The sequence below is a fragment of the Brevibacillus dissolubilis genome, from assembly GCF_006170445.1.
GTDB lineage: Bacteria > Bacillota > Bacilli > Brevibacillales > Brevibacillaceae > Brevibacillus_B > Brevibacillus_B dissolubilis.
In genome coordinates, this window is sequence record NZ_VCNA01000001.1 from 495,939 (window position 1) to 519,697 (window position 23,759).

A 23,759-nucleotide genomic window follows, 5' to 3' on the forward strand; every position below is an offset into this window, starting at 1 on the left:
AGACTGCTTTTTACTTGAACGTGGTGACAGGGATCTCGAAGTGGAAAATCAAAAACAGTGTCATCACAAACGTAAGCACCCACGCCCATAGTGGCCGGGTATGATGAAGGCGGGTTCCAATGAACAGGAACACCCACACAATCACTGACCACCAGTATGTCCAGCCATTATGGTAGCTGGTGAGGCCCATATAATGAAACATTAATTCCACCAACGAAAAAATCGTCGTCCACAGCAGAATGTATCCGGACTGCTTCAGAAAACCAGACGAAAACGGGAAGCGTGACAGATACAGAATCATCATGGGTGGAAAGTTGACAAAACAGATGAAAAAGTCTGCTAGGGTATGATTCGGGATGAATAAGGTCTTCTCAAAATGCCACAGGGGATAATCATACATGAGAACCGTAATCAAAAGATCGACGGAAATAATGTAAATGATCGTTGGATAGTACTTCTTCCAGTTCCTCCAATCACCATAAACCCAAGCGGCCAGCAGGATTATGACGCCAACCAGAATGGTCATCACAGACGCAATGGTATAAAGCAAGACTTCCCTCCCCCATCCAATCTAACACTGACATTGATATTATTTCCATATAGAAGTTCAAATATGATTCCGTTTGCATCGGCTCCGGGGCGATTTGCCAATCACTGTCCAACTCCTTATAATGTAGGCAACATATTGACTTATTCAGGAGGTCAGCCATACATGGAAAAACAAAGCTTGTTGCTCCTCCACGGTCTGGGTGGAAGCGGCCCACAGCATTGGCAGTCGTGGTTAGCGGTAGAATTGAGACAAAAGGGGCTGGATGTCCACTATCCTACCTTTACAGACTTTGATACACCACAAAAGGATGTCTGGCTGCAGGAGCTTGCCGCTGCGATGGAACAGATCCCGGCTGATCATCAGGTCACCGTGGTTACGCACAGCTGCGGCTGTCTGCTCTGGCTGCATCATGCCGCGACAGGGCCTGCGCGGATCGTACAGCGGGCGATTCTGGTCGCACCTCCTGCCCCTTCGCTGGTGATTCCGGAAGCGGCGAGCTTCTCCCCGGTACCGTTGGTGGAGGCTGATCTGAAACAGGCTTCTCACGAGACCTTGTTCGTGATGTCGTCAGATGATCCGTATTGCAGTCTGGAGGAGGCGACCCATTATATGCAGTTGGGCGCGCCTGCTGTGGTATTTCCGAACATGGGGCATATCAATACCGCGTCTGGGCATGGAGAGTGGTCTTGGATATTGGAGCAGTGCTTGCGAAAAGGAGTTATGTAGTCGGTCTGCGGACTGTACCTGCCCGCTCCCGTCAGCAGACTCGTCACAGGACGTATATGTAAGAAAAAAACCGCTCTTATTGTGGCACCCTCCCTGTTGTTGAGAAAGGGCGGGCGTTCGCAGTAAGAGCGGTTATTTTAGGTTGTCCGGTTTATCGATGCTTGTCCGGTTATGTACCTACTTCATTCGGTATTACAGGTATCGTATTACGGTAAATTCTGTTCGCCGATTAATAGCCATCTGTTTGATGGCCCATCTGATCCACTTGATTTGCCACCTGTTGTGCAGCGCGAAAGACACGCCCAGGGTTTTTGGGAGCTTTGGCAAGACCCTCTGACACTCGGCGGCCATAGTCAGGGTCGGCTTGGGTGAAGTAGCTGATCATCTTTTCTTGGATTGCCGGAGCACAGACACTGAGGACGCCTACCAGGTTGGAGATCAGCTCGTCACGCTCGGTATCATCAAACGCGCGGTAAGTCTCCCCTGCCTGCTTGAAATCGTTGGGGCGGTCGATCTTCTCACGCACGAGCTTGGCGTTGTAGTGCGGCTCATGTGGTTCACCCGATTTTGGCGCTTCGCGAAGTCCGTCGATGGTGGATGGTTCGTAGTTGACGTGCGGGTTCTGACCTGGGGCACGATCCACATTGTACTCCATCTGACCGCCGCGCTGGTTGGTCGCCACGTGTTTTTTCGGGGCGTTGATCGGGAGTTGCAGGTAGTTGGTACCTACACGGTAGCGTTGGGTATCGGAGTAGGAGAAGGTACGGCCTTGAAGCAGCTTGTCATCGGAGAAGTCCAGACCATCGACAAGCACGCCTGTACCAAATGCCGCCTGCTCTACCTCTGCGAAGTAGTCTTGTGGATTGCGGTCTAGCACCATGCGTCCTACCGGCAGGAACGGGAACTGATCCTGTGGCCACAGCTTGGTCGGATCGAGCGGATCAAAATCAAGCTCTGGATGCTCTCCATCCTCCATGACCTGTACGCACAGCTCCCATTCCGGATACTCGCCGCGTTCGATTGCTTCATATAAGTCTTGGGTGGCATGACTAGTGTTGTACGCTTGGATCTGGCTCGCTTCTTTAGCCAAAAGGTTCTTGATCGGCTGCTTCGGCTCCCAGTGGTATTTCACCAGAACACCTACACCGTCTTGGTTCACCCATTTGTATGTATTGACGCCTGAGCCTTGCATTTGACGATAGTTGGCCGGAATGCCCCATGGCGAGAAGATGAATGTCACCATATGAGTCGCTTCCGGTGTATTGGAGAGGAAATCGAACATTCTCTCTGGATCGCTCAAGTTGGTCACCGGATCAGGGCGGAACGAGTGCACCATGTCAGGGAACTTCAGCGGATCGCGGATAAAGAAGATCTTGAGGTTGTTGCCGACCAGATCCCAGTTACCGTCCTCGGTATAGAATTTCACCGCAAAACCACGTGGATCTCGCTCTGTCTCCGATGAATGACCACCGTGCACCACTGTGGAAAAACGGACAAAAACAGGTGTACGCTTGCCCTTTTCTTGGAAAAGCTTGGCTCTGGTGTACTTGGAGACAGGCTCTGTCCCTACGGTTCCATACGCCTCAAAATAACCATGCGCCCCTGCTCCACGGGCATGCACGACACGCTCTGGAATCCGCTCACGATCAAAGTGAGAAATTTTTTCCAAGAAATGATAGTTCTCCAGAGTCACTGGACCTCTGTTGCCCACCGTTCTGACATTCTGGTTGTCCGAGATCGGATGCCCCTGACGGTCCGTAAGCGTCATCTCCGTCTCACCCTTGCCCATGCGCGGGTCAGAAGCGCTGCCTACACCATCCACAGCCTGTCCTGTCGGATCTTGGTTCTGATTATTGTTCATACGAGTCCCGCCCTTCAAGAAAAAATTTCTCTACAAATGGGCATTGTATCCAATGAGGAGTTGAAAGATACGCAGGAGAAAGGATCGCTTTACGTAGAAATTGCATCAGGATAAGTAAGATTGAGATAGCATAACACACGTTGCAGAATGTACTCGCGTTTTTGCTCCTAATTTTTCCCCTCCCCTGAATCCTCGCTCTTTTTAATCTTTTTATTTTTATTTATTCTTTCTTCCCATGGCTTTTTTGTTTTGTGGATTCTACTGCTGCCCCGTCCGAGAGGGAGCGGCTGGCAAAGTGCGCGCCTCTTTGGAAATCCCGCTCAGCGGAGAAAAAAGCGCTGGCGTCCCTTTACATCTTGGATCTCTCCCAGTGGCAAACCCCTTCGTTGAATACGCTTCTTCGAACCTTTTTGACACGGACAAGCCAGCGCTTTTTTCGCAGCGGACACCCCCATCATCCTTGCGGATTTTCAAGAAGGCAAGCGATTTTCCAGCCGCTCCCTCTCGGCCACCAAAGCCAACATCAATCCGCATAATAAAAAAAGCCAGGGGCAACCTTCACCCCTAGCGTTTTAACCGTTTCCCCAGCATGTCATAAATCATGCGGAACTTCGGATTATCCAAGAAAACCTCTTCAAATCCACTAAAATGTTCTTTATAAAGCGCAGCGGCCGACTCATAATTCTGCCTTACGCATAATGAGAAGATCTCTTCCAATTTTTCTTCCAGATTGTTGTCCACCAAAACAGGCATCGGCGTCATAATCTCTTGACGCAGATTATTCATCAGCTCATCCAGCTGATTGGTAATCGTAGATGCTGTGGAGAGCTGCTGCATAACGTCATCTGGGATTTTGCCGTCGTACTTGTAGCGAAGCTCATGCTCGTTGACAGCCCAGAAGTTCATGCCGAGCGTGCGGATCTGAATCTCACACGGCAGTGTCCATTTTTCCCCGCCGGAGTAGACCGTGTACGTGCCGATCATGTGGATACTGCGGTAACCGGACTCTTTCGGGGCGTCAATATAGTCTTTTACATCATAGATTTGAATATCTTCGCGCATCTGTATCAATTGCTGAACCTCACGGACGTCGTCGATATATCGGCAGACGCAGCGGAGACCGGCAATGTCAGTGATCTCATTCTTGATGACTTCCTGCCAGTCGTCCTGGTTGAAGTCGATCCGTTTTTCCACGGCTTTGCGCAGTAAGCTGTCGGTTTTTTTGACGCGGCCGACAACGAACTCAATCGGAGAGTAGCGGCCGTTTTTGAGAAAGCCGTACTTAATTCCCTTGAGCTTTAGTTTCAGTTCGTCAACGGCCTGTTCATACGGGGCTAAAAAGCTGACGAGATTGTTCAGAACCTTCTTAGGAATGTTCGGGATATGTGTAGGGGTCATAAATGGATGTACCTCCATAAAAGAGCGTAAAACATAGGGTAACGTAGACAAATTGAATAATTCGTCAAAAAACTGCATGTTCCTGCAAACCCTAATAAATTTACATTAACTTAAAAAATTAATAATATGTTCGTGTTAACCATACAATTAGGACACCAACGAGCATATAACCTGCCGTCGTGGCGATATGCAGCCGAATCGTATCTCGGATATGCCGGGGCACCAGTGGCGTATAAGGCTCCCCCATCCGGGCACGATTGGACTCCACACCTTGATAATAATTCACCCCGCCCAGTTGAATCCGCAGGGCGCCGGCCACAGACGACTCGGTCCAGCCGCTGTTGGGACTCGGATGCTTACGGGCATCGCGCAGACCCATTTTCCATGCTCCTTTGGCGTCTAATCTCATGCACCAAGCAAATATTATAACAAACAAAAAGGTGATTCGTGAAGGAAAAAAATTGAAAATATCGTCCAATCGCGCAGAGGCCCAGCCTAAGTCGCGGTATTTTTCATTTTTGTAGCCTACCATCGAGTCCAGCGTGTTGACTGCCCGATAAGCGAGTGCCAGCGGAGCACCGCCGATGAGTGCAAACAAGAGTGGTGCTGTCACGGCATCTACGATATTTTCCGCTACCGTCTCCACTGCGCCACGGGTGATTTCTTTTTCATCGAGCTGGTCGGTATCACGCCCGACGACCATGGAGAGCTGGAAGCGTGCCTGTGGCAGATCACCTTTGATCAGCTCCTGATAAATCGCCTGGCCTGCCTGTGCTAGACCCTTCGTGGCAATCGTGGTTGCGATCAGGAACACCTCTGTGACTGCTGCCAGAACTGGACTGAATTGGTTCAATAGATATAATAACCAAAACGGGATCAAAAAAGCGGTGCTGACCAAGACGATTGGAAACAGCAGGCCCAGCAGGCGGCCCAGCCATCTGGCTTCGCCCCTTTTTCGCTTGAGCGATTCATAGATCGGACGGATCAGCCGATCGACTCTGGTGATCAGCTTGCCCATGCCGATGACAGGATGGGGCAGCCAGCGCGGGTCGCCGATGATCAGGTCGAGTATGTATGCAAGTAAAACAGTCAAAGGAAACCAGGAATGAATCACGATCGTTACGCTCCTTGTTCAACCCTTTCGAATCTTTTCACGATATACGGCATCAAGGGTGGCATGATGGACGGCAGTCGCCAGCGCATGACCGATCTCAGTGGCGCTGCCGGCATATTGATGGGTGTAGCGGTATGTATGGGACATCGTACAGGCGATCGCCACGGCATCGGTTGTCGTCCCGGTGACCGTGCTGCCTGCATTGTCGGTGAGACCGGCATCCTGCAGGGCAGCGGTTTTTGCCTCGGTGGCAGTGATAACCGCATTGATCAGCGCGGCATCTGTCAGCTTGGCGTCGAGGATCACGATGGTATTGATCGTGTCGGCGAAGTAAGCAGAGTAACGGTTGGGGGCATGACCTGCGCGAACGGCATTGCCGACACCTGCTGTGACGATCGCGCAGAGGCAGAACTCTGGCCCGCTCGCCACACGAATCCCGGCTTCTGCTACATTGGCGGCAGTGAGGAGTCCGATGGCGCGTGTGGGGTCTGCTCCTTTTTCACGGATTCGCTGTACGATGTCTTGAACGGGCTCCATCGAGGAGTAGTCAGCGCCGACACGCTGGTTGAGGATCAGGCTGACGTCCCGGTGCAGTCCGCCTCCCCACAAGGCGCTGGAGAATGTGCGTAAACCAGGTGGATACGTAACCGTGAGCTGATCGTCGGTGATGGTTACACATAGATCAGGGATACTCCCCACCTCATCAGCCATCAACTGACGACACTCCATTCCCCTGTCTGCTCATCGTACTGACACGTCAGACTCGTCCCATGCAGCATCGTCTGCTCAAAATACCGCTTCGGATCACGGTCGATATAAAGCGTCAGGAACAGCTTGATCATCCCCCCGTGACTCACGGCAAGCACCGTCTCCCCGTCTCCATGGCGGCTGAGCAAGCGCGCCAAGAAAGACTCCAGCCGCTTTTGCATATCATCAAGCGACTCTCCATCTGTCGGCTTATGCTCCCATGGATCATCATAAAAACGCACCAATGCATCACCCTCGGTCGGGAACAACTCGTCATAGGTTTTCGCTTCCCAGCGCCCGAAGGCAATCTCACGCAAATCCTCCGTCTTCTCCACGGTCAACCCCGGGTGATGGCTGGCAATCGCTTCGGCGGTACGGACGGCACGTTGCAGGTCACTGCTGTAAGCGGCGTCGATCCGCACGTCTTTTAACTTTTCGCCTAGCTGTCTGGCCTGTTCGATGCCTGTCTCAGACAAGAGTGCATCGTGATGGCCGATATAGCGTTTTTGCTGGTTCTCTGTCGTCACGGCATGACGCGCCCAGATCAATGTCAGCATCAAATAAGACCTCCCATATGTACGATAAAAGCTCCGGTTACAAGCAAAGCCGTCTCGGTGATCTCGGTCAGGCAACCATACGTGTCACCTGTCAGCCCGCCGAGCAGCTTTTGCATACGACGATTAAAGCGGATTGTAATAATAAGCCAAACGATAAGGAAAAGCAATCCCCCGATGGTACCGCTGATCCACAGAACGGTCCCTGCGGCCAAAAGCAGGGCCACTGCAAGCCGCAACGGGGTGAGACCTTCCTTCATACCAGAGCCGATCCCTCCATTGGCATTCAGGTACGGCCAAAAATAAATCGAAAGCAGCAACCCGGCCCGGGCTAAAATCGGCGGGATGAGCAGCATCGTAACCAACAGTCCGGCTATCTCGAAAAAATCACGTGCAATCGTGAACAAGTGCCCGCCTGCCAGCTTAAAAACAAGATCTCCACCCCACGTGCCAAACAATGGAACCAGTGGCTTCGTATCTTCCCATCCGGAAAAAGACAGGGCCATCGTCTCTCGGATACCATCTATGATCGAGACAATCGCGGTGAACTTGACCAGAACGACCAAAACAGCGGCGATCACACCCATCGCTCCGACGCGGCTGTCTTTCATAATCTCCAGCATCCGCTCCCGACTGCGTGATGACCCCACTGCGTCAGCCGTATCCATCAGCCCGTCCAGATGCAGACCGCCCGTCAGCCAAATCCAGCAGACCAGTGTGAGAACGGCGATCAACATCGTCGGCAGGAACGGTGACAGCAAGACCGCCACAACAGCAACAATCATACCGATGATAAGTCCGACCAGCGGATAGTACGCCGTGCTTTTGGCCCATGCTTCTGGTTTGGCTTGGAAGCGGACTGGGATTCTCGTGAGAAATGTAAGTGCTTGGAAAAAAGCGTTCACCCCGTCATCCCTCCCTGCTTCCTTTTAGATACAAGGGCTGACCGGACAGGACAAACATAAACGTCTCCGAAGCGTCCGCCACCAGCTGATTGGCACGTCCCACTGCGTCCTGAAAGGCACGGCCAAGCGAGGTCGCAGCCACACCGCCAAGCCCTACTTCGTCGCTGACGATCACCCAGTCAAGATCGGACTCCTGACAGATTTGCAGAAAACGGGTTGTCTCCACTGCCACTTTTTCCCGCACATGTTGGGTTCCCCATTCGGATTCGGGATAGGACATCAGCAGGTTGGCGATCCAGCCGGAGAGGGTGTCGAGCAGGACGACGCGGTAAGCGGGAGCCGATTCTGTGGCATCGCCAGTCTTAGACGGTGGTTGGGTACAGCTTTCTCCCTCATGATCTGCCCCTTGATGCCCGATCCCCAGGAGACTCCCCTGCGCGATCCGCTCTACGGTCTCCACCAGCTTGAGCGGCTCCTCACACGTTCCCCATTTTCCCGGTCTGCGAACTTGGTGCAGGTCGATCCGCGCCTTCATCTCATCGTCCCACGCCTGTCCGGTGGCGAAATAGAGCACCCCGTCTTGACCTCCCAGCTCCTCTGCGATTTTTTCTGCAAAAGCACTTTTTCCCGAGCGGATTCCGCCTGTGATCAATACGATACTCATCGCAGCCCCTCCTCTGCACTCCGCAGCACAGAGGGTCTGCCCTCTCGAAGCCCGCGGACCACTTGGATGAGCGTATCGGCCATTCGCTCATTTTCTGCACGCGTCTTGACTGCGACACGCAGGTAGCCTTCACCAAGCCCAGGATACATACTGCAGTTGCGGATCAGGATGCCTTTTTCCGCCATGCTCTGCTGGATGGCGTAGGAGGTGAGGCCGTGAACATGCAGGAGCAGGTAGTTGGTTTTGCTGGGAAAGACGTGGATCGACTTGCAGGCCGTGAGCCGTTCTTTGAGCCAGATCCGCTCTTCTGTCACGAAGGCTTGGGTCTTCTGTATGTATTCTTGCTCGTCCAATAGGATTTCACCGGCGGCTTGGGCCAGGTGGTTGACGCTCCATGGGATTTTTTGACTGCTGAGCCGCTCGATGATTTCGGGATGCCCGATACAGTAGCCGAGGCGCAGTCCGGGGATCGCGTAGATCTTGGTCATGGAGCGAAACAGCAGGACATTCGGGAACTCAGCGAGTCTTGGCAGGAGCGACAACTCTTCTCCATCCGGCAAAAAGTCAAGAAACGCCTCGTCCACGCACAGGGTCACGTCGAATTTGCGGCATTGCTCTGCCACTGCGGTAAGCTCTTCGAGACCGAGATGATTGCCCGTCGGATTATTCGGATGCCCGATGAACAGCATGTCGACCCGCTTGATCAGGTTCAACAGCGCCTCTATCCGAGGCAGAAACGCATCCTCCCGCTCTGTAAAATGCGGCACGATCTCACACCCTGCCTTACTCGCCACCGCCTCATACTCGGAAAAAGACGGGTAGATGATCCCTACCCGCTCTGGTTGCAAGGCTGTGACAGCCAGTTGGATGCATTCGGCTGCGCCATTACCGATCAGAATCTGCTCTTGGGCAACCTCATACTGAATGGCGAGCTTGGCGCGAAGATTGCGGCAGATCGGATCGGGATAGCGGATAATCTCCGGCAGTGCCCGCTGGAGGGCGGGAAACAGGCTGTCTGGGACCCCCAGCGGATTAATGTTGGCGCTATAATCGAGCAGGTCGGACGCTTCTGTGCCAAACGTTTTCGCGGCTGACCAGATATCGCCGCCGTGCCCGTATTGTTCAATCCATTTCATAAAGGTTTCCTTTCTTACGGTTATGTAATTCCCCGCTTCGTTGCGGGCTTAGACAGGATCAGGGAGGCCCAGATCGGAGAAGGTGGCCATCTCATGCAGAATCCGGCAGGCTGCTTCCAACAGCGGCATTGCCAGAACCGCACCCGTTCCTTCACCCAATCGCATATTCATATGTAAACACGGCTGTAACCCGATCTCCCGCAGGATGACGGCATGGGCAGGCTCCACAGACAAGTGTGTCGCAAAAAGATAATGACGAAGCACAGGTGCAAGCCGTACCGCGACCAGACCAGCCGCTGAGGCGATCACCCCATCCAAGAGCACAGGACGGTGATGGATAGCCGCTCCGATAATCACACCGACAAGGCCCGCGATTTCCAGCCCGCCTACTTTTGCCAAGGTATCCAGTGCATCGTCTGGGTTCGGCTGATTCACCTCGATGGCGCGTGCGATCACCTGTTCTTTGTGGCTTAGTACCTGATCATCGATTCCTGTACCGCGCCCGACGATACCTGTTGGCTGATTGTTTTGAATCAATACACTGACGAGAGCCGCGCTTGGTGTCGTGTTGCCGATCCCCATCTCACCCAAGGCAAACAGGGTGCTGCCTGCTTCAACGAGCTGCTCCGCCACTTCGATACCTGTCAAGATTGCTTGGATCGCCTCGGCCTCGCTCATCGCAGGGCCTTGTGCCATGTTGTCCGTGCCTGCTTTTACTTTGCGGTTGATCACCTGTGGGGGCAGCTCGGTTGCTTTGCTGCCGATGTCGATCACATGGACGTCAGCGCCCATCTGTCTGGACAGCACGTTGATCGCAGCACCGCCCACAGCGAAGTTACTCATCATCAAGCCCGTCACTTCCTGGGGAAATGCACTTACCCCTTCTGCTACAACACCATGGTCGCCGCACATGATGACGACATCTTTTTTAGCGATCAAAGGCTTATGTTCACCCGTAATCGCAGCGAGGCGTATCACCATATCTTCTAATAATCCCAGACTCTCCGGTGGCTTGGACTTGCACAGCAGCGCACGGCGCACCGCCTCTGCTGCCTGCATGTCCGGTTCGGCTACGCGGGATGTCCATTGATTCAATGTTGCTCGGGTCAAAATCGTCATTACGTGATTCCTCCTCCACAAAAATAAAGCTCCTGCGCTTGTGGTGGTTGCGCGGAGCAGGGTGGACGATTCGGCACAATGGCAGACGAAGAAAACCTTGGCATGCCAGGCCAAGAGGTACATCCCACACCTGCGAGAATGTACTTCTGTCGACTGTAGGCAGGTCTCCTGGCTCTCGGATCGTTGCTCTTCCCTGCCGCACGCCTTCCCAACCGGTTACCGGCCAGTGACTGCGGCGAGCTCCCCGAATACAGTGGCGGGCCCGCGTTGTTTATCTTCCCTATTCTCCTCTTAGATGAGAGGCACCTACAGCTCGTATGCAATTGTCTTATGTCGTTCCTATCTATAAGGTAGCACAGCGAACATAGGTTGAAAAGGTTATTTCCATTCATAAGGCGAGTCTTGGAAAAATGGATTGGGATTGATGTACGTGTTGCCGACCAGCATCCCATAGTGCAGATGCGGCCCGGTGGAAAAACCAGTCGTACCCAGACGCCCGATAATCTGCCCCTGCTTGACCGGCTGATCCACTTTGACATCCAGCTTGGACAGGTGCGCGTAAATCGAGAACAGATTCATGCCGTGATCGATAATAATCGTATTCCCAGTCAGATACATGCTGTCGGCCAACACCACTTTTCCGTTGTGGCTGGCGATGATGGGTGTCCCTTCTTTATTCGCGATATCAATAGCGAGATGGCGGTTGGCTGGTTGTCCGTTCACGACGCGCTGATAGCCGTAGGGAGTGGTCAACTCGCCTTTGGCTGGCATCACGAATGGCCCGGTAAAATACGGTGTCGGTGCAGACTGTGACCGCGCTTTGTTGATCTTGAGCTGATCCGCGTCGATTCGTTCGGTGTTTTGCCTCATGCTGTTCATCTGCTTGCTGACGGTGATCGCATCGGTGTCAAACGTTTTGGCTGCGATGGTAAAGGTCTGGCTCATCTTTTGATCTGTGGACTGGACGGTATAGGTGTATGGCTTGGCTGAGATCGGGACAGGGATGAATCGGGCGTATTCGCCGTTGACCTCTTTTAATTTGTAGGTTTGGTTGAACACTTGGACGGATGTGGCGGCCTGGCTGCGGATCAGGATAACATCGCCGGGGTAGACTGTGTTAGGTTGGACGGTGATTGAGGTAGCCACTGTCGGCTGTTGTGAGGTTGTGGGCTCGGCAGATGATGGATTGGGTTGGACTGGTGCCATTGCTGTAACCGCAGCAGGAGCCTCGCCCGACATCGGGTTCGATGCCGTCTCCATTGTAAAAACAGAATCACCCGCAAAAGTACCATCTGTGACCATAGAGCCCGTCCCATATACAAGTACCCCGCCCACTGCCAAAAGACCAAGCCTCGCCGTGATCAATGCTCTTGTTCCCGTTCGCTTTGAGGTTTTTCTCTTCCGCATCGAAAATTCCCCCTTCTCTTACTAGTATATCGGGTGAATGGGAAAAAACGACAACTCCTTATGGTTTACTCCCACAAAGTTCTTTTATTTTTTTATATTTCAAGGCAGTCTTCTTTTTAAATAGGTTTCGTTACGCACAGGAGGGGGAGGAATATCTGTTTGTAAGGAGACCGGCCCCACTTACGTGGGGGAAAGGCGACTGGAAAACAGATATTTCTCCACCTCCTGCCCCTGAGTAACCACCTATAAAAAAGAACGGCTGCCAACCCCATCTTGGTCGACAGCCCATTCTTTACAATAAATTACGCCGTTTTGACTGCTCTGCCATCAGCTCCAAGATCCCTTGCATTTTGTTTAGCTTTTCGTTTACTTTTTTGGTTTTGTCGGAGAGACGGCGGAAGTCAACCTGCGGTACGAAACCTTTTTTGTTTTTCGCTGATTCCCACTTGGTCAAAAGTCCTTTTGTTTCTGACGGTTTTTTACGTACCAGACGGATGCGTTCCGGGTCTTCCAAGAGCCATTGTTCAAAGTCCGGGCGCTTTTTGAGCAGCTTTTTTACATCTTTCTTTTTCATGTATGACCTACTCCCCTCTCACACAGGTCTTAGTCTGCTGCTGCCAATACGATTACGAGCAGGATATACAGCACCAGTACGAGCACAAAATCGTCATTGCGACATGACATAGCACTTCACCTCCTTTGAGATGACGTGTCTTCTATACCATATGACTAGTCCGCTCCTGCCGTTTGTGCGTTTATCCCCATAAAAAAAGAAAGGGCATCCGTGGAGGGACGCCCTTTCCGATCTTGATCCTGTGATTCGATTGGATTGCTTGATTAGAAGCGGTTGTAGAGACCTTGTTGAGCAAAGCCTTGTGTACCAAATGTGTTGTAAGCAGCACCGTAGCCTACATTGCTGTTGAAGCCGCCTTCACGCGCGATATCTTGACGGACACGTTGTACATCCGTGCCGGCAAAACCTGGTTGGAAGACATCTTGTGCGCTTGTAGCGAGGAGGCCACCTGGTTGGACGCCACCTACAAATCCTTGTACACCTGTGTTGTATGCTTGCAGCCCTACGTTAGTTGTGCCAAGAGCAGCGCCATAGCCTACGTTGCTGTTGAATCCGCCTTCGCGTGCGATGTCTTGACGGACGCGTTGGACATCAGTGCCAGCGAAGCCTGGTTGGAAGACAGCTTGTACGTTGTTAGCCAAGATGCCGCCTGGTTGAACCCCTGCGTTGTATGCAGTTTGACCATATACGGATTGACCGAGGCCTTGAGTGGTTGTGCCATAAGCACCTACTGTACCGAGGTTGCTGTTGAAGCCTTCGCGTGCGATGTCTTGACGCACTTGGTTTACATTCGTACCTGCGAAGCCTGGTTGGAACACAGACTGGACTCCTGCGTTGTATGCAGTTTGACCATATACGTTTTGACCGTAGCCTTGAGTGGTTGTGCCAAATGCACCTACCGTACCGTAATTGCTGTTGAAGCCGCCTTCACGCGCGATATCTTGACGCACTTGGTTTACATCAGTACCTGCAAAACCTGGTTGGAACACAGATTGTGCGTTTGTTGCCAGGATACCGCCCGGTTGCACGCCACCTACATATGCTTGTGGACGGAGGGCTTGGTTGGTGGTTGTAACATATGGAACAGCGTATTGAGTGCCATATGCACCTACATTGCTGTTGAAGCCGCCTTCACGTGCGATATCTTGACGTACTTGGTTTACATCAGTACCAGCAAAGCCTGGTTGGAATACAGATTGTGCGCCAGTTGCGAGGATGCCGCCTGGTTGTACGCCGCCTACATATGCTTGTGGACGGAGGGCTTGATTAGTGGTTGCGCCATATGGAACACCATAATTCGTATTGTAAGCGCCTACTGTACCGAGTGAACCTACAGGAGACAAACCTACGTTGCTGTTGAAGCCACCTTCACGAGCGATGTCTTGACGCACTTGGTTTACGTTTGTACCTGCAAAGCCTGGTTGGAACACAGATTGTGCACCAGTGGTGAAACCTTGGTTTGGTATGTAGTTCATTCTGATTTTCGCCTCCAGATATTCTATGGTGTTGCCAATCTTATTGTTTAACGGTCATGCGAAAAATATTCCTGTGTTCCCTAAAATTTTTGGGTTTTTTACGAGGTAAAAGTGGTAGCAAACCGAAGAAAGGACACCCAAGGGGTGCCCTTTCTCATCCACATATTTACTTGTGTTATTAACCGCGTTGAGCAAGTTGTTGTTCTGCGAAAGAAACCAGACGCTTGGTGATTTCGCCACCGACAGAACCGTTTTGGCGAGCAGTAGTGTCTGCGCCGAGTTGTACACCAAACTCAGAAGCGATCTCATATTTGAGTTGATCAAGAGCTTGGTTTGCTTGAGGGACTAAAAGGTTGTTGCGGGAACCGCCGTTGTTGTTTGCCATAACCTTTCACTCTCCATTCTAAAAATTTTTTGCTGCTAAGGGTCATTAGCAGCATTCAAGATGTTATCTTGATGCTTGCTTGAGGTAATCTCCTCAATGCTGCTAACAACTTCGTATGCTGTGTGTTGGTGAGTAGTAAGCTTGTTGCCTTGCGGGGTGTTTCTCTTATATTGTCCTGCTGTGGAGCGGCTTATTCACTCTTTTTTTGAAGAGATGCTGATGCGATGTGTCGTGGGGGTGTGCCGCTTTGTTGATATTATCTTGTCTAGTTTTCTTTGTTTCATACCCTGTTTTTTATTTCCAATTTTCCGTAGAGTCCATATCGGTGGACAAGCATGGTATAATGGTCTCATTGTCTTTTTTAGAAAGAGGTGTGGTACATGACACAATCAAAACTTCTCCTAATCGATGGGATGAGCTTCCTGTTCCGCGCGTTCTACGCGTCTTCGTGGTCAGGTGCGATCCGTCAGACATCGACAGGTGTGTATACGAATGCTGTTTATGGTTTCACCAAAATGATGCTGGATTATGCAGATCTGGTGAAGCCTACTCATATGATCGTCGCATGGGACGTCGCTGCTCGCGAGACCCTGATCCGCACCCAGTGGTATGACAACTACAAATCCAACCGTCAGGAGCCCCCTGCCGAATTGATTCCGCAGTTCAATCTGGTAAAAGAAGTGACAGAAGCTTTTGCCGTGCCAAATATCGGACTTTCCGGGTATGAGGGCGATGACGTGCTGGGTACTCTGTCGAACCGTTTTGCCCAGGATGGTCATGACGTGACTGTAGCTACTGGTGATTATGACAGCCTGCAGCTGGTGTCCGAGAAGGTCAGCGTCAAAATCTTGAAAAACGGCGGCAAGCATGAGCACTACACCCCGGCGAGCCTGCTTGAGCTTCGCGGGATCACCCCGGCGCAGGTGATTGATGTCAAAGCGCTGCAAGGCGATACCTCCGACTGTATCCCTGGATGCCCTGGTATCGGGGAAAAAACAGCGGTGAAGCTGATCACCGAACACGGCTGTCTCGACACGCTGTATGAGAACCTCGGCATTCTGACTCCAAAAATGCGTGCCAAGCTGGAAGAGCACCGCGAACAGGTCTACATGAGCCGCAAGCTGGCGACGATTCTTCTGGATGTGCCGGTTGAAGTGTCTCTGGAGGAAGCAGCTTGGTCGTATGAAAAAGAGCGCGTGCTGGAAAAGTTCATGGAACTGGAGTTCGGCAAGGCGCTGGTGTCTCGCGTCGGATAGATTAAAAAGGCTGTTGGGTCTCCTGCTTTACAGGATGACTCAACAGCCTTTTTGCATATTCGTACGCACGAGTAATGAGTGCAGCAGCTACCTGATCTCATCTGACAGTACCATTCGTATTCCCTACTTCTGCTTCAACTCTGCGAGCGAATACCGCGTATCCCGCCATTCGATCCCGCCGCGCAACCATGTCAGGATCGCCGCTCTGCCAATCGCATACAGAAAAATCGGCACCGTGACAGGCCACAGCAAAAAGTAAACGAACCACATCGGATAGAATTTGCCGTGCATCGTGAAGTAGACTAGGCACAGCACAAAATTAATCGAAAACAGCGTATGTGCCAGTCCCCAAGAAATCAACGGCCCGATAAACGGCAGCAGATAAAATGCCAGCAGCGGAATCAATCCGCCGACCAAAAACCAGATGCGGTACTCAAACGGCGCCAGCGAGTTTTTCTCCAAGCCCCGGATCATCTCCCCGACCGATGCATACCACTCAACGGACAACAACTGATCCGCGATGGCAAAATCCTGACGAAAGCCGTGAAGCTTCACCTGCCGGCCCAGCCGCAAGTCATCATCCGGGCGCATCCGAATCACTTCATGTGTACCGATTGCCTCATATACCTGCTTGCGGATCAGGTTAAACGCACCAACCCCCATATGGGCGGGCGACCAGCTGAATCGGGCATATTGCGGCATGAAAAACAGCATCAGGTTAAACATGAAAAACATCACAAGCGCACGCAGAAGCAGACTGTTAATCCGCATATTCGGCGTAAGCGCCAGATGATCAAGCTTGTAATGCAAAGCGTGCTTGACCGCAATCGTCAGCGCCTGCGGATTGAAGACAATATCCGCATCGGTAAACAGCAGCCATTCGCCGGTCGCATGCTGGGAGCCATGGTACAGGGCATGATTTTTGCCCAGCCAGCCTCTTGGAAGATCGGTGATGTCAATGACACGCAACTGTGGCGCGTTCCCCCCCGATGATGCCCCAGCTTGCGCAACCTCCTGCTCCACCTCCCGCATGATCTCCCCGGTACGGTCGGTCGAACGGTCATTAACCGCGATGATCTCCATCGCCGGGTACTCCAGCCGCAACAAAGACCGCAGCCCTTCCCCGATTCCCCGTTCCTCGTTGCGCGCGGCGACGATGATACTGATGCGGGGCAGTGTCTCATCAACCGATTCGCCCGCTAGAGGGTCCATGCTGTTACGCGGCGGACGCAGCTGGCGAATCGTCACCAGCCCTGGCAATCCCAGCGCGATCAATACAATCCATATCACTAATAAAACACCAGCTACAATATCCATACCATCCATCCCTACTCAACCCATCTGCAGCAGTTTACTCAAATACATCCAGCAACAGTCCCATCTCCTCATCCCCACGCGTCTCCCATGTCGTCGCAAACCGTACACGATGAGACACGCCAAGGATATCGTACTGCTGCACCAGATGCTGTCTGGCCGACCCGACGATCAGCGAGTGCAGCTTGACCTGCTTGCGTCGGCCCAGATCAGCCAGCATGTCACGCACTGACGGCGTAATCTGTCCGATACCATCTGTCACCATGACAAAATCAGCCCCGCGCCAAGCCTTGCCCTGATCCACGATCTCAATCCCTCGCTTAATCGGCAGGTCAAAATTCGTCCCACCGCCAAACGCCATTCGTGCCAGTCCATAGAATGCCGTCCAATCCGGCTTACGGTAATAGAGCGGCTGCTCCTTAAGCTCACCTTTGGTCCCGAACAAGATCAAGAGAAAATCCCGCTTCTCAAGCATCGCCAGCGCGGCGAAGGTCATCACAAAAATCTGCGCGAGCTTCAGCTTCCCGCCGCGCATCGAGTGGGAGGTATCCAGCATGCAGACGACAGGCCCTTTCGGCGGTTCTTCCACCCAGCCGACCGTATCGTAGGTAAAGAGCTTCTGCTCCACCCATTTGAGCATGAAATACATCTCAGTTTCCTCGTCAGCCAGCAGAGCAAGTTCCGATGGCAGCAGATGCGAGATATCGCCCGACTGCTTCAAGTCGTAATACTCTTCTGGAATCTGCTGGGAGCGGATCTCCTTGCGCTTCACCCGGAAATGATGGATATTGCGTCCCACTTCATGCAGGAACTCGATCAGATCAGGATGACGCTTCAGCTTATCTACCCATTTCAGATACTCCTCATGGGCCTGACGACGCAATTTGCCAAGCTCTGTCCCCCAGCGCCGGTTAGCAATCCGCTGGCTGGCCTGCATCAGCTCGTGCAAAAACGAGGTGTCTGCTTCTTCGCCTTCCAACGACTCCCGCAGTGAGCGGTCGAGCCATTGCCCCAGCTCCTGCTCAATCGCTTCGATTGCTTCCTTTTCCTGACGCACCAGACGGTCATGCTGCTTCTCGCGCTGATTCAGCTCCTCTTCGGTTTTCTTGACCTTTTGCAAAAGCTTGGTGCGCTTGGTGTAGTTGGTGCGCATCTCTTCCTGCAGGTCTTCGATTTTTTTCTTTAATTCTCGGATTTCGGCCTCCACGAGCGGGCGGGTGTCAGAGGCTTCCTGCTTGTCCTCGACGATCCGTTTGCCCTGCTGCAGCGTGTAGCCGATCAGCTTGAGCCGCTCCACCTGCTTGTCTGAGAGTCGTTCGGTCAGCGAGGTGGTAGGCTCTTCGCCCTGCTGTCCTTTTTTCTGCTTGATCCCGACGGCGGCCATCGGAGTCTGTTCTTTTTCCTTCTTTTTGACCTCTTCGGCATAGGTCTCGGTGAGCCACATCAGCGCCTTGATCGCTGTCTTGAACGCCGCACTCTCCTGTGAGTACGTCCGCGGATGGATCGTCCGGTAAAAATGCTGCTTGCGCAGGGTACGGATCATCCAGCGGTGAAACGGTGTCGCGTCCTTGGTCTCATCCACTTCCGGATGCTCCAGAAAAAAGCACAGGAAAAAATCGGCGAACAGCTCCTTGTCAAACCACGGAGCACGCGCCCTCGCCTCCACCATCCACTCCTGTGCCACGCGGGATGAATGAAAATACGCGTCGAACACGTATCGGTCGACGCGGTTGCTACGTATGATCATGACGTCCCCTCCTGCCACGAACCGCACACAGGGATGCCCTACAAGGTGTAATCGTACTCGACGCCCGGAATCTCTCGGTCAAAGATCGTCCGGTACAAGCCCTGTAACATCTGGAGGATTCGCTCTCCCTCAATGCGCAGATGCGCGTACTTTACCGCGTATTTTTCCACGTTGAGAATGAAGTAATTCTTTTTATATATGTAAGCTGGCAGATCGCCCTCTTTTTGCTGCCACTCGACCAGTCGTCCGCGAAGCTCGCGTGCGGTGTCTTCCACTTCCTGACGGCAGACCTCAAGCAGGTTGCGGTAGTTGTCCGCCTGCTCCTTGCCCATCTTCGCGCCGATCTCTTTTTTGAACTGGAAGGCATGCAGGTCGCTTTCCTTCTCCATCCATCTGGCGGCGGTCTGCTGGTAGCGGCGCAGCGGCAGCTCGCTCTCGATCTCCGCCTTGAGCGCCTCGGTAAAACGTGCCTCAAAAATCTCAGTCAGCACAGGCAGGTCCTCCGGCACATCCCACAGCATATGCGGGGTATAGACGGTATCCCAGATCGTCACAGCGTCCCGGTTATTGAGCACTGCTGACGTCTGCCAGACATGTGCGATTTTTTTCAGACGGCGGTCGGAGATCAGGAATTCCTTTTCTTCCATATCCTGCTTGAGTCTGTACAGAAAATAGACGATTGACTCGGGGATCGTGACATTTGGCGCGGTTTCCTTCACATCTTTAACATCATAGAGTGAAAAGACGGTTGGCAACGGCTCTGTCGGCAAATTAAACATCGCCTCATAGCTGGACGCCGTCTTCAAATATTCCACCTCATAACGGATTAAAAAACGGTCATAGAGCGCAGCCAGCTGCTCATTTTCCTCCGGCAATTCGTTGGATGCCGCGATGAGGAACAGGAGCGGCACAGGCTCTTTTTCACGTCCATTGAAAAAGACGCGCTCGTTGAGGATGGACAACAAGGCATTGAGGATCGCACTGTTGGCCTTGAAGATCTCGTCCAAAAAGGCAAACTGTGCGGTCGGCAAATAGCCCTTGGTCTTGCGCACGTATTGGTCCTGCTTCAATTGGGTCAAGGAAACCGGCCCAAAGATCTCATCTGGGGTAGTAAAGCGCGTAAGCAGATAATCATACCAATGCTCTGTCCCAAACAGCTGTGCAATCGCACGGGCCAGCTGGGATTTTGCCGTGCCTGGCGGGCCGATTAAGAGGGCATTCTCCCCGCTCATCATCGCCAAAAAAAGCAGGCGGATCAATTCATTGCGTTCTAAAAAACGCTTCTCCAACAGTACAATCGATTGTTCGACCTTTCGTTGTAGCTGTGCTGCGTTTGGTTTCATCGACTGCGGCGTTCAAACCTACCGAACCATCCGACCAACCTGCTTGTCCGATCCGGTGATCCAACGCCTCCCTCCTGTATTTTTATAGGAGTAATGATGACACAAACCATATAAAAAAGCTAGTTGTGAACTGCCAACTTTGATTAATCAATGCTACGACTTGGAAATAATGGGTAGTATTCCGGCATACTGCCCCATGACTGAAGGAGGACACACCATGCCACGCTTGCAGATGAGCGAAGACGAATACTCCGTGCTCATGGAACGGGTATACAAAATTCTCAATCGAACCGAAGAACTCGATCAAGTGACTCACCACTTGATGTGGGAAATCTGGCGCTTGCTGCATTTCAGCAAATTGGATAGTCCTTCCGAGCAAATCGGCAAATAGCATACCCCCTCTCCCTCTGTCTCATTGGTCTGCATGGTCTGCTGATGTGACCAGGGGGATTTTTTTGTCTTTGTCAGCCAAGCTTTCCTTCTTAGTTCCTATTCTCGTACATAAACTGGTACTGGCATAGAAACTTGGCAAGGAGGTGAACGCGTGAAAGATCTCAATCTTTGGGGAAAAAGCATTCCCATTGCCGCAACGTACATAGGAACGGTGGTCGGAGCCGGTTTTGCCAGCGGTCAGGAGATCTTGACCTTTTTCACCGCGTACGGTGCGTGGGGCACGGTCGGAATCGGTCTGGCCACCCTCTTATTCATCTATCTGGGCTATCAGATGATGGTCATCTCACACCGGCTTGGGACGAAATCATACGAATCGTTTAATAACCGGCTGTTCGGCCCCTATATCGGCAGGGCCATCAATCTGATCGTCTTTTTCACTCTGTTAGGTGTAACGACGGTGATGCTGGCCGGTTCCGGCTCTGTGCTGCAGGAGCAGTTCGGACTGCCCTATCTGGCGGGGATTCTATTGACCATCCTGTTATCCTTGGTTGTTCTGTACAAGGGTCTGGACCGTCTGTTGGTGGTCAACTCGATCGTCGTGCCGATGATGCTGCTCTTTTCTGTCTTGATTTTTTTCACGATCGAGCAAAAAAGTCCATTGCCTGTGCAGCCCCCCACTTCCTATGAATTCATCTGGCGCGCGGTTCTGTATGTTTCGTTTAATCTGGCGATGGCCCAGGCGGTGCTGATCCCCCTTGGCCCCTATATGAAGGATGTACGGATCATCCGACGCTCCGCACTGCTCGGTGGCCTTGGGCTTGGGTTTATGTTGATCATCGCTCACTCGTCCATGCTCTCTAACTGGAACGAGGTGCGGATGGCAGAGGTCCCGATGGTCACCATCATCAATCAATGGGGACCGTGGCTTCAATTGTTTTTTGTGTTGGTGCTTTATCTGGAGATTTTCACCACGCTGATCTCCAATGTGTTCGGGATCACCCAGCAGCTCCACGAGGTGTTTGGACTGGATGAAAAATGGATCCATCTGCTGTTGTTCACCGTCAGTGTGAGCTTTTGTCTGGTGGGATACACGAATTTGTTGATGGTGCTGTATCCGCTGTTTGGATATCTGGGGTTGGCGATCTTCCTCAGGGTGACGATGCAGCCGAGGAGGTTGTATCGGTAGGTAGACTGTACTCTGACCAACTGTTCACAGGAAGGCCGTTCACTCTGATTGAATGTCGTTGGTGATTGTTTTGTCCAATGGTTGTTCCTGATCTGAAAAAAGCCAGCCATGATCTCTGCCAGGAACATTGCGCGGAAGTGGCTGGCCTTCTTCTGGTCTTTACCTACCTTTTTCTCACCTGCTTATAGAAATGATCTTTCTTATCTTCATATACGACTTATGAAACCTCATATTAAGAACAAAGGATGATTGGATTTATGCTAAAAAGTGCTCCTTCTATCTGGATAATCCTGTGGTTGCTCATCTCTGTGTCGTTTTCCGTATGGCGCATGATGACCGCATGGCCGCAGCCGCTTTTACCTCATACAGATCTAATGAATAACGATGTAGCCGCGATGTTTGCCTTTGCACCTTTTTATTACACCGTCTGGTATGGTGTGCTGGGCAACATCTTACATGATGTGCTGTACCGATTGAAGGCGTCCTGGGCATACATAACGATTCCTGTCATGGTTCTTTTCTTCGTGTTGGGCAATCTTCTGCTGTTTCAGATTCTTCCGTACTCGTTTGACAAGTCACTGAAGGTGGCGATGATTGGGTCTTTTTTTGGCATGTTTCATTATTTTTTGACGCTGGCTTTTTTTGCATTGGGGAGAAGTGAGGTTCGGGATACGGAAGCAGTGCAGGAGGGATGAAGGTGGGGCGTTTTTGCAGGGGTATCATTAAGACAGATTGGATCAGATAACTGAGATCGTCAGATTCAAGAGAGCATGGATTAGAAACAGACTGGCATGGTCAAACTCAAGACAGCATGATTTAGACTCAGACTGGCATCGTCATATTCATGAAAACATTGATGAGACTCAGAATAACATCATCCCACCAGCCAAGTTCCAGCGGGCAATCCGTTCGGCAACACGGCTGTTTTTTTATGCGCCTAAACCGCTTCCGCTGCATAGTGTAATGTTATCTTTTTTTGCCTGCTGTTGCAGGCATCTGGCGGAAGGGTGGATGATGGGATGGAGCCGTTTGTGACACAATTGCGGATTGGTTTGGTAGGGATGTTTGCGGTCTCCCTTTTTTGTTTATGCATGTTCTGGCCGTTGCCTGCTGACGTGGATCAGTTCTGGATGGAGGATGCGGGACTGCGGCAGTTTTTCCTAGCGTTGTTCTTCTCCCCTGCTTTTTTCGTGGTGTGGAGCGGGATACTCGGGGGGATTCTGTATCAGCGGTTGGAGATGGGTAGGTATGTTGTGTGGAGATATATTCTGATCGCCGCTTATCAGATTATTGGGGTGGGACTGTTTCTGTATGTGGTTCCGTATGGGTGGGACTGGGAGCTGCGGAATGTCGGGTATGGGGCGGTTTTTGGTTGGATGGTGTTTTGGATGATGGTGTATGTCGGGGGTGTGGATAGGAAGGCGGTTTGTGGTGAAGTCGGCTCTTGCGAATAGGGCTGGGTGTTGTAACACGCAAGGGGTAATACACGAAGAGTTTTTGATTGACAAACTTTCTCATGAAATATACCAGATGTTAAGGCACGCTGAAGTTTTTTCCTCCGGGTTTTAACCCCATGGATTTTTTGAGTTTAACTATAACAAAAGCCTGACTTCATCTATGCGTTCACGACGAAATCGGGCTTTCTTTTTTGCAGTGGTTTACTTGATGTTTTTTTACTTTGTACTTCATCGCCTCCGTAATCTCGCCGATTCCAGACTTGGGGAACGTTTCATATCTTTTGCAAGACTTCTCATTCAGTAAATTGCTAATTTTACTTTCATAGTTCTAAGTCAAACATTTTTTTGAATAGAAATTTGATATAAATATTTATCACCTGGTTCTAACGAGAAATTTAAAAAAAAATGGATTCCATCTAACGTATAAGAACCGTAGATTTCTCAAAAG

General features: G+C 51.7%; 23 protein-coding genes and 1 riboswitch. Of the genes, 6 read left to right on the forward strand and 17 right to left on the reverse strand.

Features of this window, described 5'->3' with window-relative positions:
- Window positions 1–10: 10 nt before the first annotated feature.
- Window positions 11–550: a CBO0543 family protein gene (locus tag FGI41_RS24695; protein WP_176560063.1), complete on the reverse strand. Its 540-nt coding sequence runs from the start codon at window positions 548–550 to the stop codon at window positions 11–13.
- Window positions 551–712: 162 nt separating this feature from the next.
- Between FGI41_RS24695 and FGI41_RS24700 the strand changes: the two genes are divergently transcribed.
- A complete protein-coding gene (locus FGI41_RS24700; RefSeq protein WP_176560064.1) occupies window positions 713–1,276 on the forward strand; it encodes an RBBP9/YdeN family alpha/beta hydrolase in 564 nt (187 codons plus the stop codon).
- A 229-nt stretch (window positions 1,277–1,505) separates the two neighbouring features.
- On the opposite strand, the gene FGI41_RS01375 is transcribed toward FGI41_RS24700, so the two are convergent.
- The 13 genes from FGI41_RS01375 to FGI41_RS01435 all read right to left on the reverse strand — a co-directional run bounded on the left by FGI41_RS01375 (window position 1,506) and on the right by FGI41_RS01435 (window position 14,615).
- Complete coding sequence (locus FGI41_RS01375; protein WP_255298276.1) at window positions 1,506–3,065, reverse strand: catalase; 1,560 nt, start codon at window positions 3,063–3,065, stop codon at window positions 1,506–1,508.
- A 636-nt stretch (window positions 3,066–3,701) separates the two neighbouring features.
- A complete protein-coding gene (locus FGI41_RS01380; protein WP_139488102.1) occupies window positions 3,702–4,535 on the reverse strand; it encodes a GTP pyrophosphokinase in 834 nt (277 codons plus the stop codon).
- Window positions 4,536–4,653: 118 nt separating this feature from the next.
- Window positions 4,654–5,646: an adenosylcobinamide-phosphate synthase CbiB gene (gene cbiB / locus FGI41_RS01385; protein ID WP_139488343.1), complete on the reverse strand. Its 993-nt coding sequence runs from the start codon at window positions 5,644–5,646 to the stop codon at window positions 4,654–4,656.
- Between the two features lie 21 nt (window positions 5,647–5,667).
- Entirely contained in the window at window positions 5,668–6,360 is a 693-nt protein-coding gene (locus FGI41_RS01390; protein ID WP_139488344.1) for an adenosylcobinamide amidohydrolase, read from the reverse strand.
- Complete coding sequence (locus FGI41_RS01395) at window positions 6,360–6,953, reverse strand: histidine phosphatase family protein (RefSeq protein WP_139488103.1); 594 nt, start codon at window positions 6,951–6,953, stop codon at window positions 6,360–6,362. Before FGI41_RS01395 ends, FGI41_RS01390 begins: the two co-directional genes overlap by 1 nt.
- Entirely contained in the window at window positions 6,953–7,855 is a 903-nt protein-coding gene (gene cobS / locus FGI41_RS01400; RefSeq protein ID WP_139488104.1) for an adenosylcobinamide-GDP ribazoletransferase, read from the reverse strand. Before cobS ends, FGI41_RS01395 begins: the two co-directional genes overlap by 1 nt.
- A 4-nt stretch (window positions 7,856–7,859) precedes the next feature.
- Window positions 7,860–8,519, reverse strand: coding sequence for a bifunctional adenosylcobinamide kinase/adenosylcobinamide-phosphate guanylyltransferase (locus tag FGI41_RS01405; protein ID WP_139488105.1), 660 nt, complete (start codon window positions 8,517–8,519; stop codon window positions 7,860–7,862).
- Window positions 8,516–9,655 (reverse strand): threonine-phosphate decarboxylase CobD, encoded by a 1,140-nt coding sequence (gene cobD / locus FGI41_RS01410; protein WP_139488106.1) that lies wholly within the window; start codon window positions 9,653–9,655, stop codon window positions 8,516–8,518. The genes FGI41_RS01405 and cobD overlap by 4 nt, the downstream gene beginning before the upstream one ends.
- Before the next feature lie 48 nt (window positions 9,656–9,703).
- Window positions 9,704–10,774 carry a nicotinate-nucleotide--dimethylbenzimidazole phosphoribosyltransferase gene (gene cobT / locus FGI41_RS01415; protein WP_139488107.1) on the reverse strand — a complete coding sequence of 357 codons (1,071 nt, stop codon included), beginning with the start codon at window positions 10,772–10,774 and terminating at the stop codon, window positions 9,704–9,706.
- Between the two features lie 141 nt (window positions 10,775–10,915).
- A riboswitch (cobalamin riboswitch) is annotated at window positions 10,916–11,099 on the reverse strand.
- Between the two features lie 53 nt (window positions 11,100–11,152).
- Complete coding sequence (locus FGI41_RS01420; RefSeq protein ID WP_255298256.1) at window positions 11,153–12,181, reverse strand: peptidoglycan DD-metalloendopeptidase family protein; 1,029 nt, start codon at window positions 12,179–12,181, stop codon at window positions 11,153–11,155.
- Between the two features lie 292 nt (window positions 12,182–12,473).
- The gene (locus FGI41_RS01425) at window positions 12,474–12,755 is read right to left on the reverse strand and encodes a hypothetical protein (RefSeq protein ID WP_139488108.1); all 282 of its coding nucleotides are present in this window, start codon (window positions 12,753–12,755) and stop codon (window positions 12,474–12,476) included.
- 263 nt (window positions 12,756–13,018) lie between these two features.
- Entirely contained in the window at window positions 13,019–14,230 is a 1,212-nt protein-coding gene (locus tag FGI41_RS01430) for a hypothetical protein (RefSeq protein WP_139488109.1), read from the reverse strand.
- A gap of 178 nt (window positions 14,231–14,408) precedes the next feature.
- Complete coding sequence (locus FGI41_RS01435) at window positions 14,409–14,615, reverse strand: alpha/beta-type small acid-soluble spore protein (protein WP_139488110.1); 207 nt, start codon at window positions 14,613–14,615, stop codon at window positions 14,409–14,411.
- Window positions 14,616–14,995: 380 nt separating this feature from the next.
- Between FGI41_RS01435 and FGI41_RS01440 the strand changes: the two genes are divergently transcribed.
- On the forward strand, window positions 14,996–15,871 hold the full coding sequence (locus FGI41_RS01440) for a 5'-3' exonuclease (RefSeq protein ID WP_139488111.1): 876 nt from the start codon (window positions 14,996–14,998) through the stop codon (window positions 15,869–15,871).
- A 123-nt stretch (window positions 15,872–15,994) separates the two neighbouring features.
- Here FGI41_RS01440 and FGI41_RS01445 read toward each other — a convergent pair whose 3' ends face one another.
- Genes FGI41_RS01445 through FGI41_RS01455 form a run of 3 tightly spaced genes read right to left on the reverse strand, consistent with a single transcriptional unit; the run spans window position 15,995 to window position 20,275 of the window.
- A complete protein-coding gene (locus FGI41_RS01445; protein WP_176560065.1) occupies window positions 15,995–17,188 on the reverse strand; it encodes a glycosyltransferase family 2 protein in 1,194 nt (397 codons plus the stop codon).
- A gap of 34 nt (window positions 17,189–17,222) precedes the next feature.
- Complete coding sequence (locus FGI41_RS01450; RefSeq protein WP_139488113.1) at window positions 17,223–18,932, reverse strand: hypothetical protein; 1,710 nt, start codon at window positions 18,930–18,932, stop codon at window positions 17,223–17,225.
- A gap of 38 nt (window positions 18,933–18,970) precedes the next feature.
- Window positions 18,971–20,275 carry an AAA family ATPase gene (locus tag FGI41_RS01455; RefSeq protein ID WP_139488114.1) on the reverse strand — a complete coding sequence of 435 codons (1,305 nt, stop codon included), beginning with the start codon at window positions 20,273–20,275 and terminating at the stop codon, window positions 18,971–18,973.
- A 217-nt stretch (window positions 20,276–20,492) separates the two neighbouring features.
- Between FGI41_RS01455 and FGI41_RS24705 the strand changes: the two genes are divergently transcribed.
- The 4 genes from FGI41_RS24705 (at window position 20,493) to FGI41_RS01470 (ending at window position 23,308) form a co-directional block, all read left to right on the forward strand.
- Window positions 20,493–20,666 carry a hypothetical protein gene (locus FGI41_RS24705; protein WP_176560066.1) on the forward strand — a complete coding sequence of 58 codons (174 nt, stop codon included), beginning with the start codon at window positions 20,493–20,495 and terminating at the stop codon, window positions 20,664–20,666.
- Between the two features lie 153 nt (window positions 20,667–20,819).
- Window positions 20,820–21,854, forward strand: a complete 1,035-nt coding sequence (locus FGI41_RS01460) for a YkvI family membrane protein (protein ID WP_139488115.1) — start codon at window positions 20,820–20,822, stop codon at window positions 21,852–21,854.
- A 257-nt stretch (window positions 21,855–22,111) separates the two neighbouring features.
- The gene (locus tag FGI41_RS01465; RefSeq protein WP_139488116.1) at window positions 22,112–22,549 is read left to right on the forward strand and encodes a hypothetical protein; all 438 of its coding nucleotides are present in this window, start codon (window positions 22,112–22,114) and stop codon (window positions 22,547–22,549) included.
- Between the two features lie 324 nt (window positions 22,550–22,873).
- Window positions 22,874–23,308 carry a hypothetical protein gene (locus tag FGI41_RS01470; RefSeq protein WP_139488117.1) on the forward strand — a complete coding sequence of 145 codons (435 nt, stop codon included), beginning with the start codon at window positions 22,874–22,876 and terminating at the stop codon, window positions 23,306–23,308.
- Window positions 23,309–23,759: the final 451 nt, after the last annotated feature.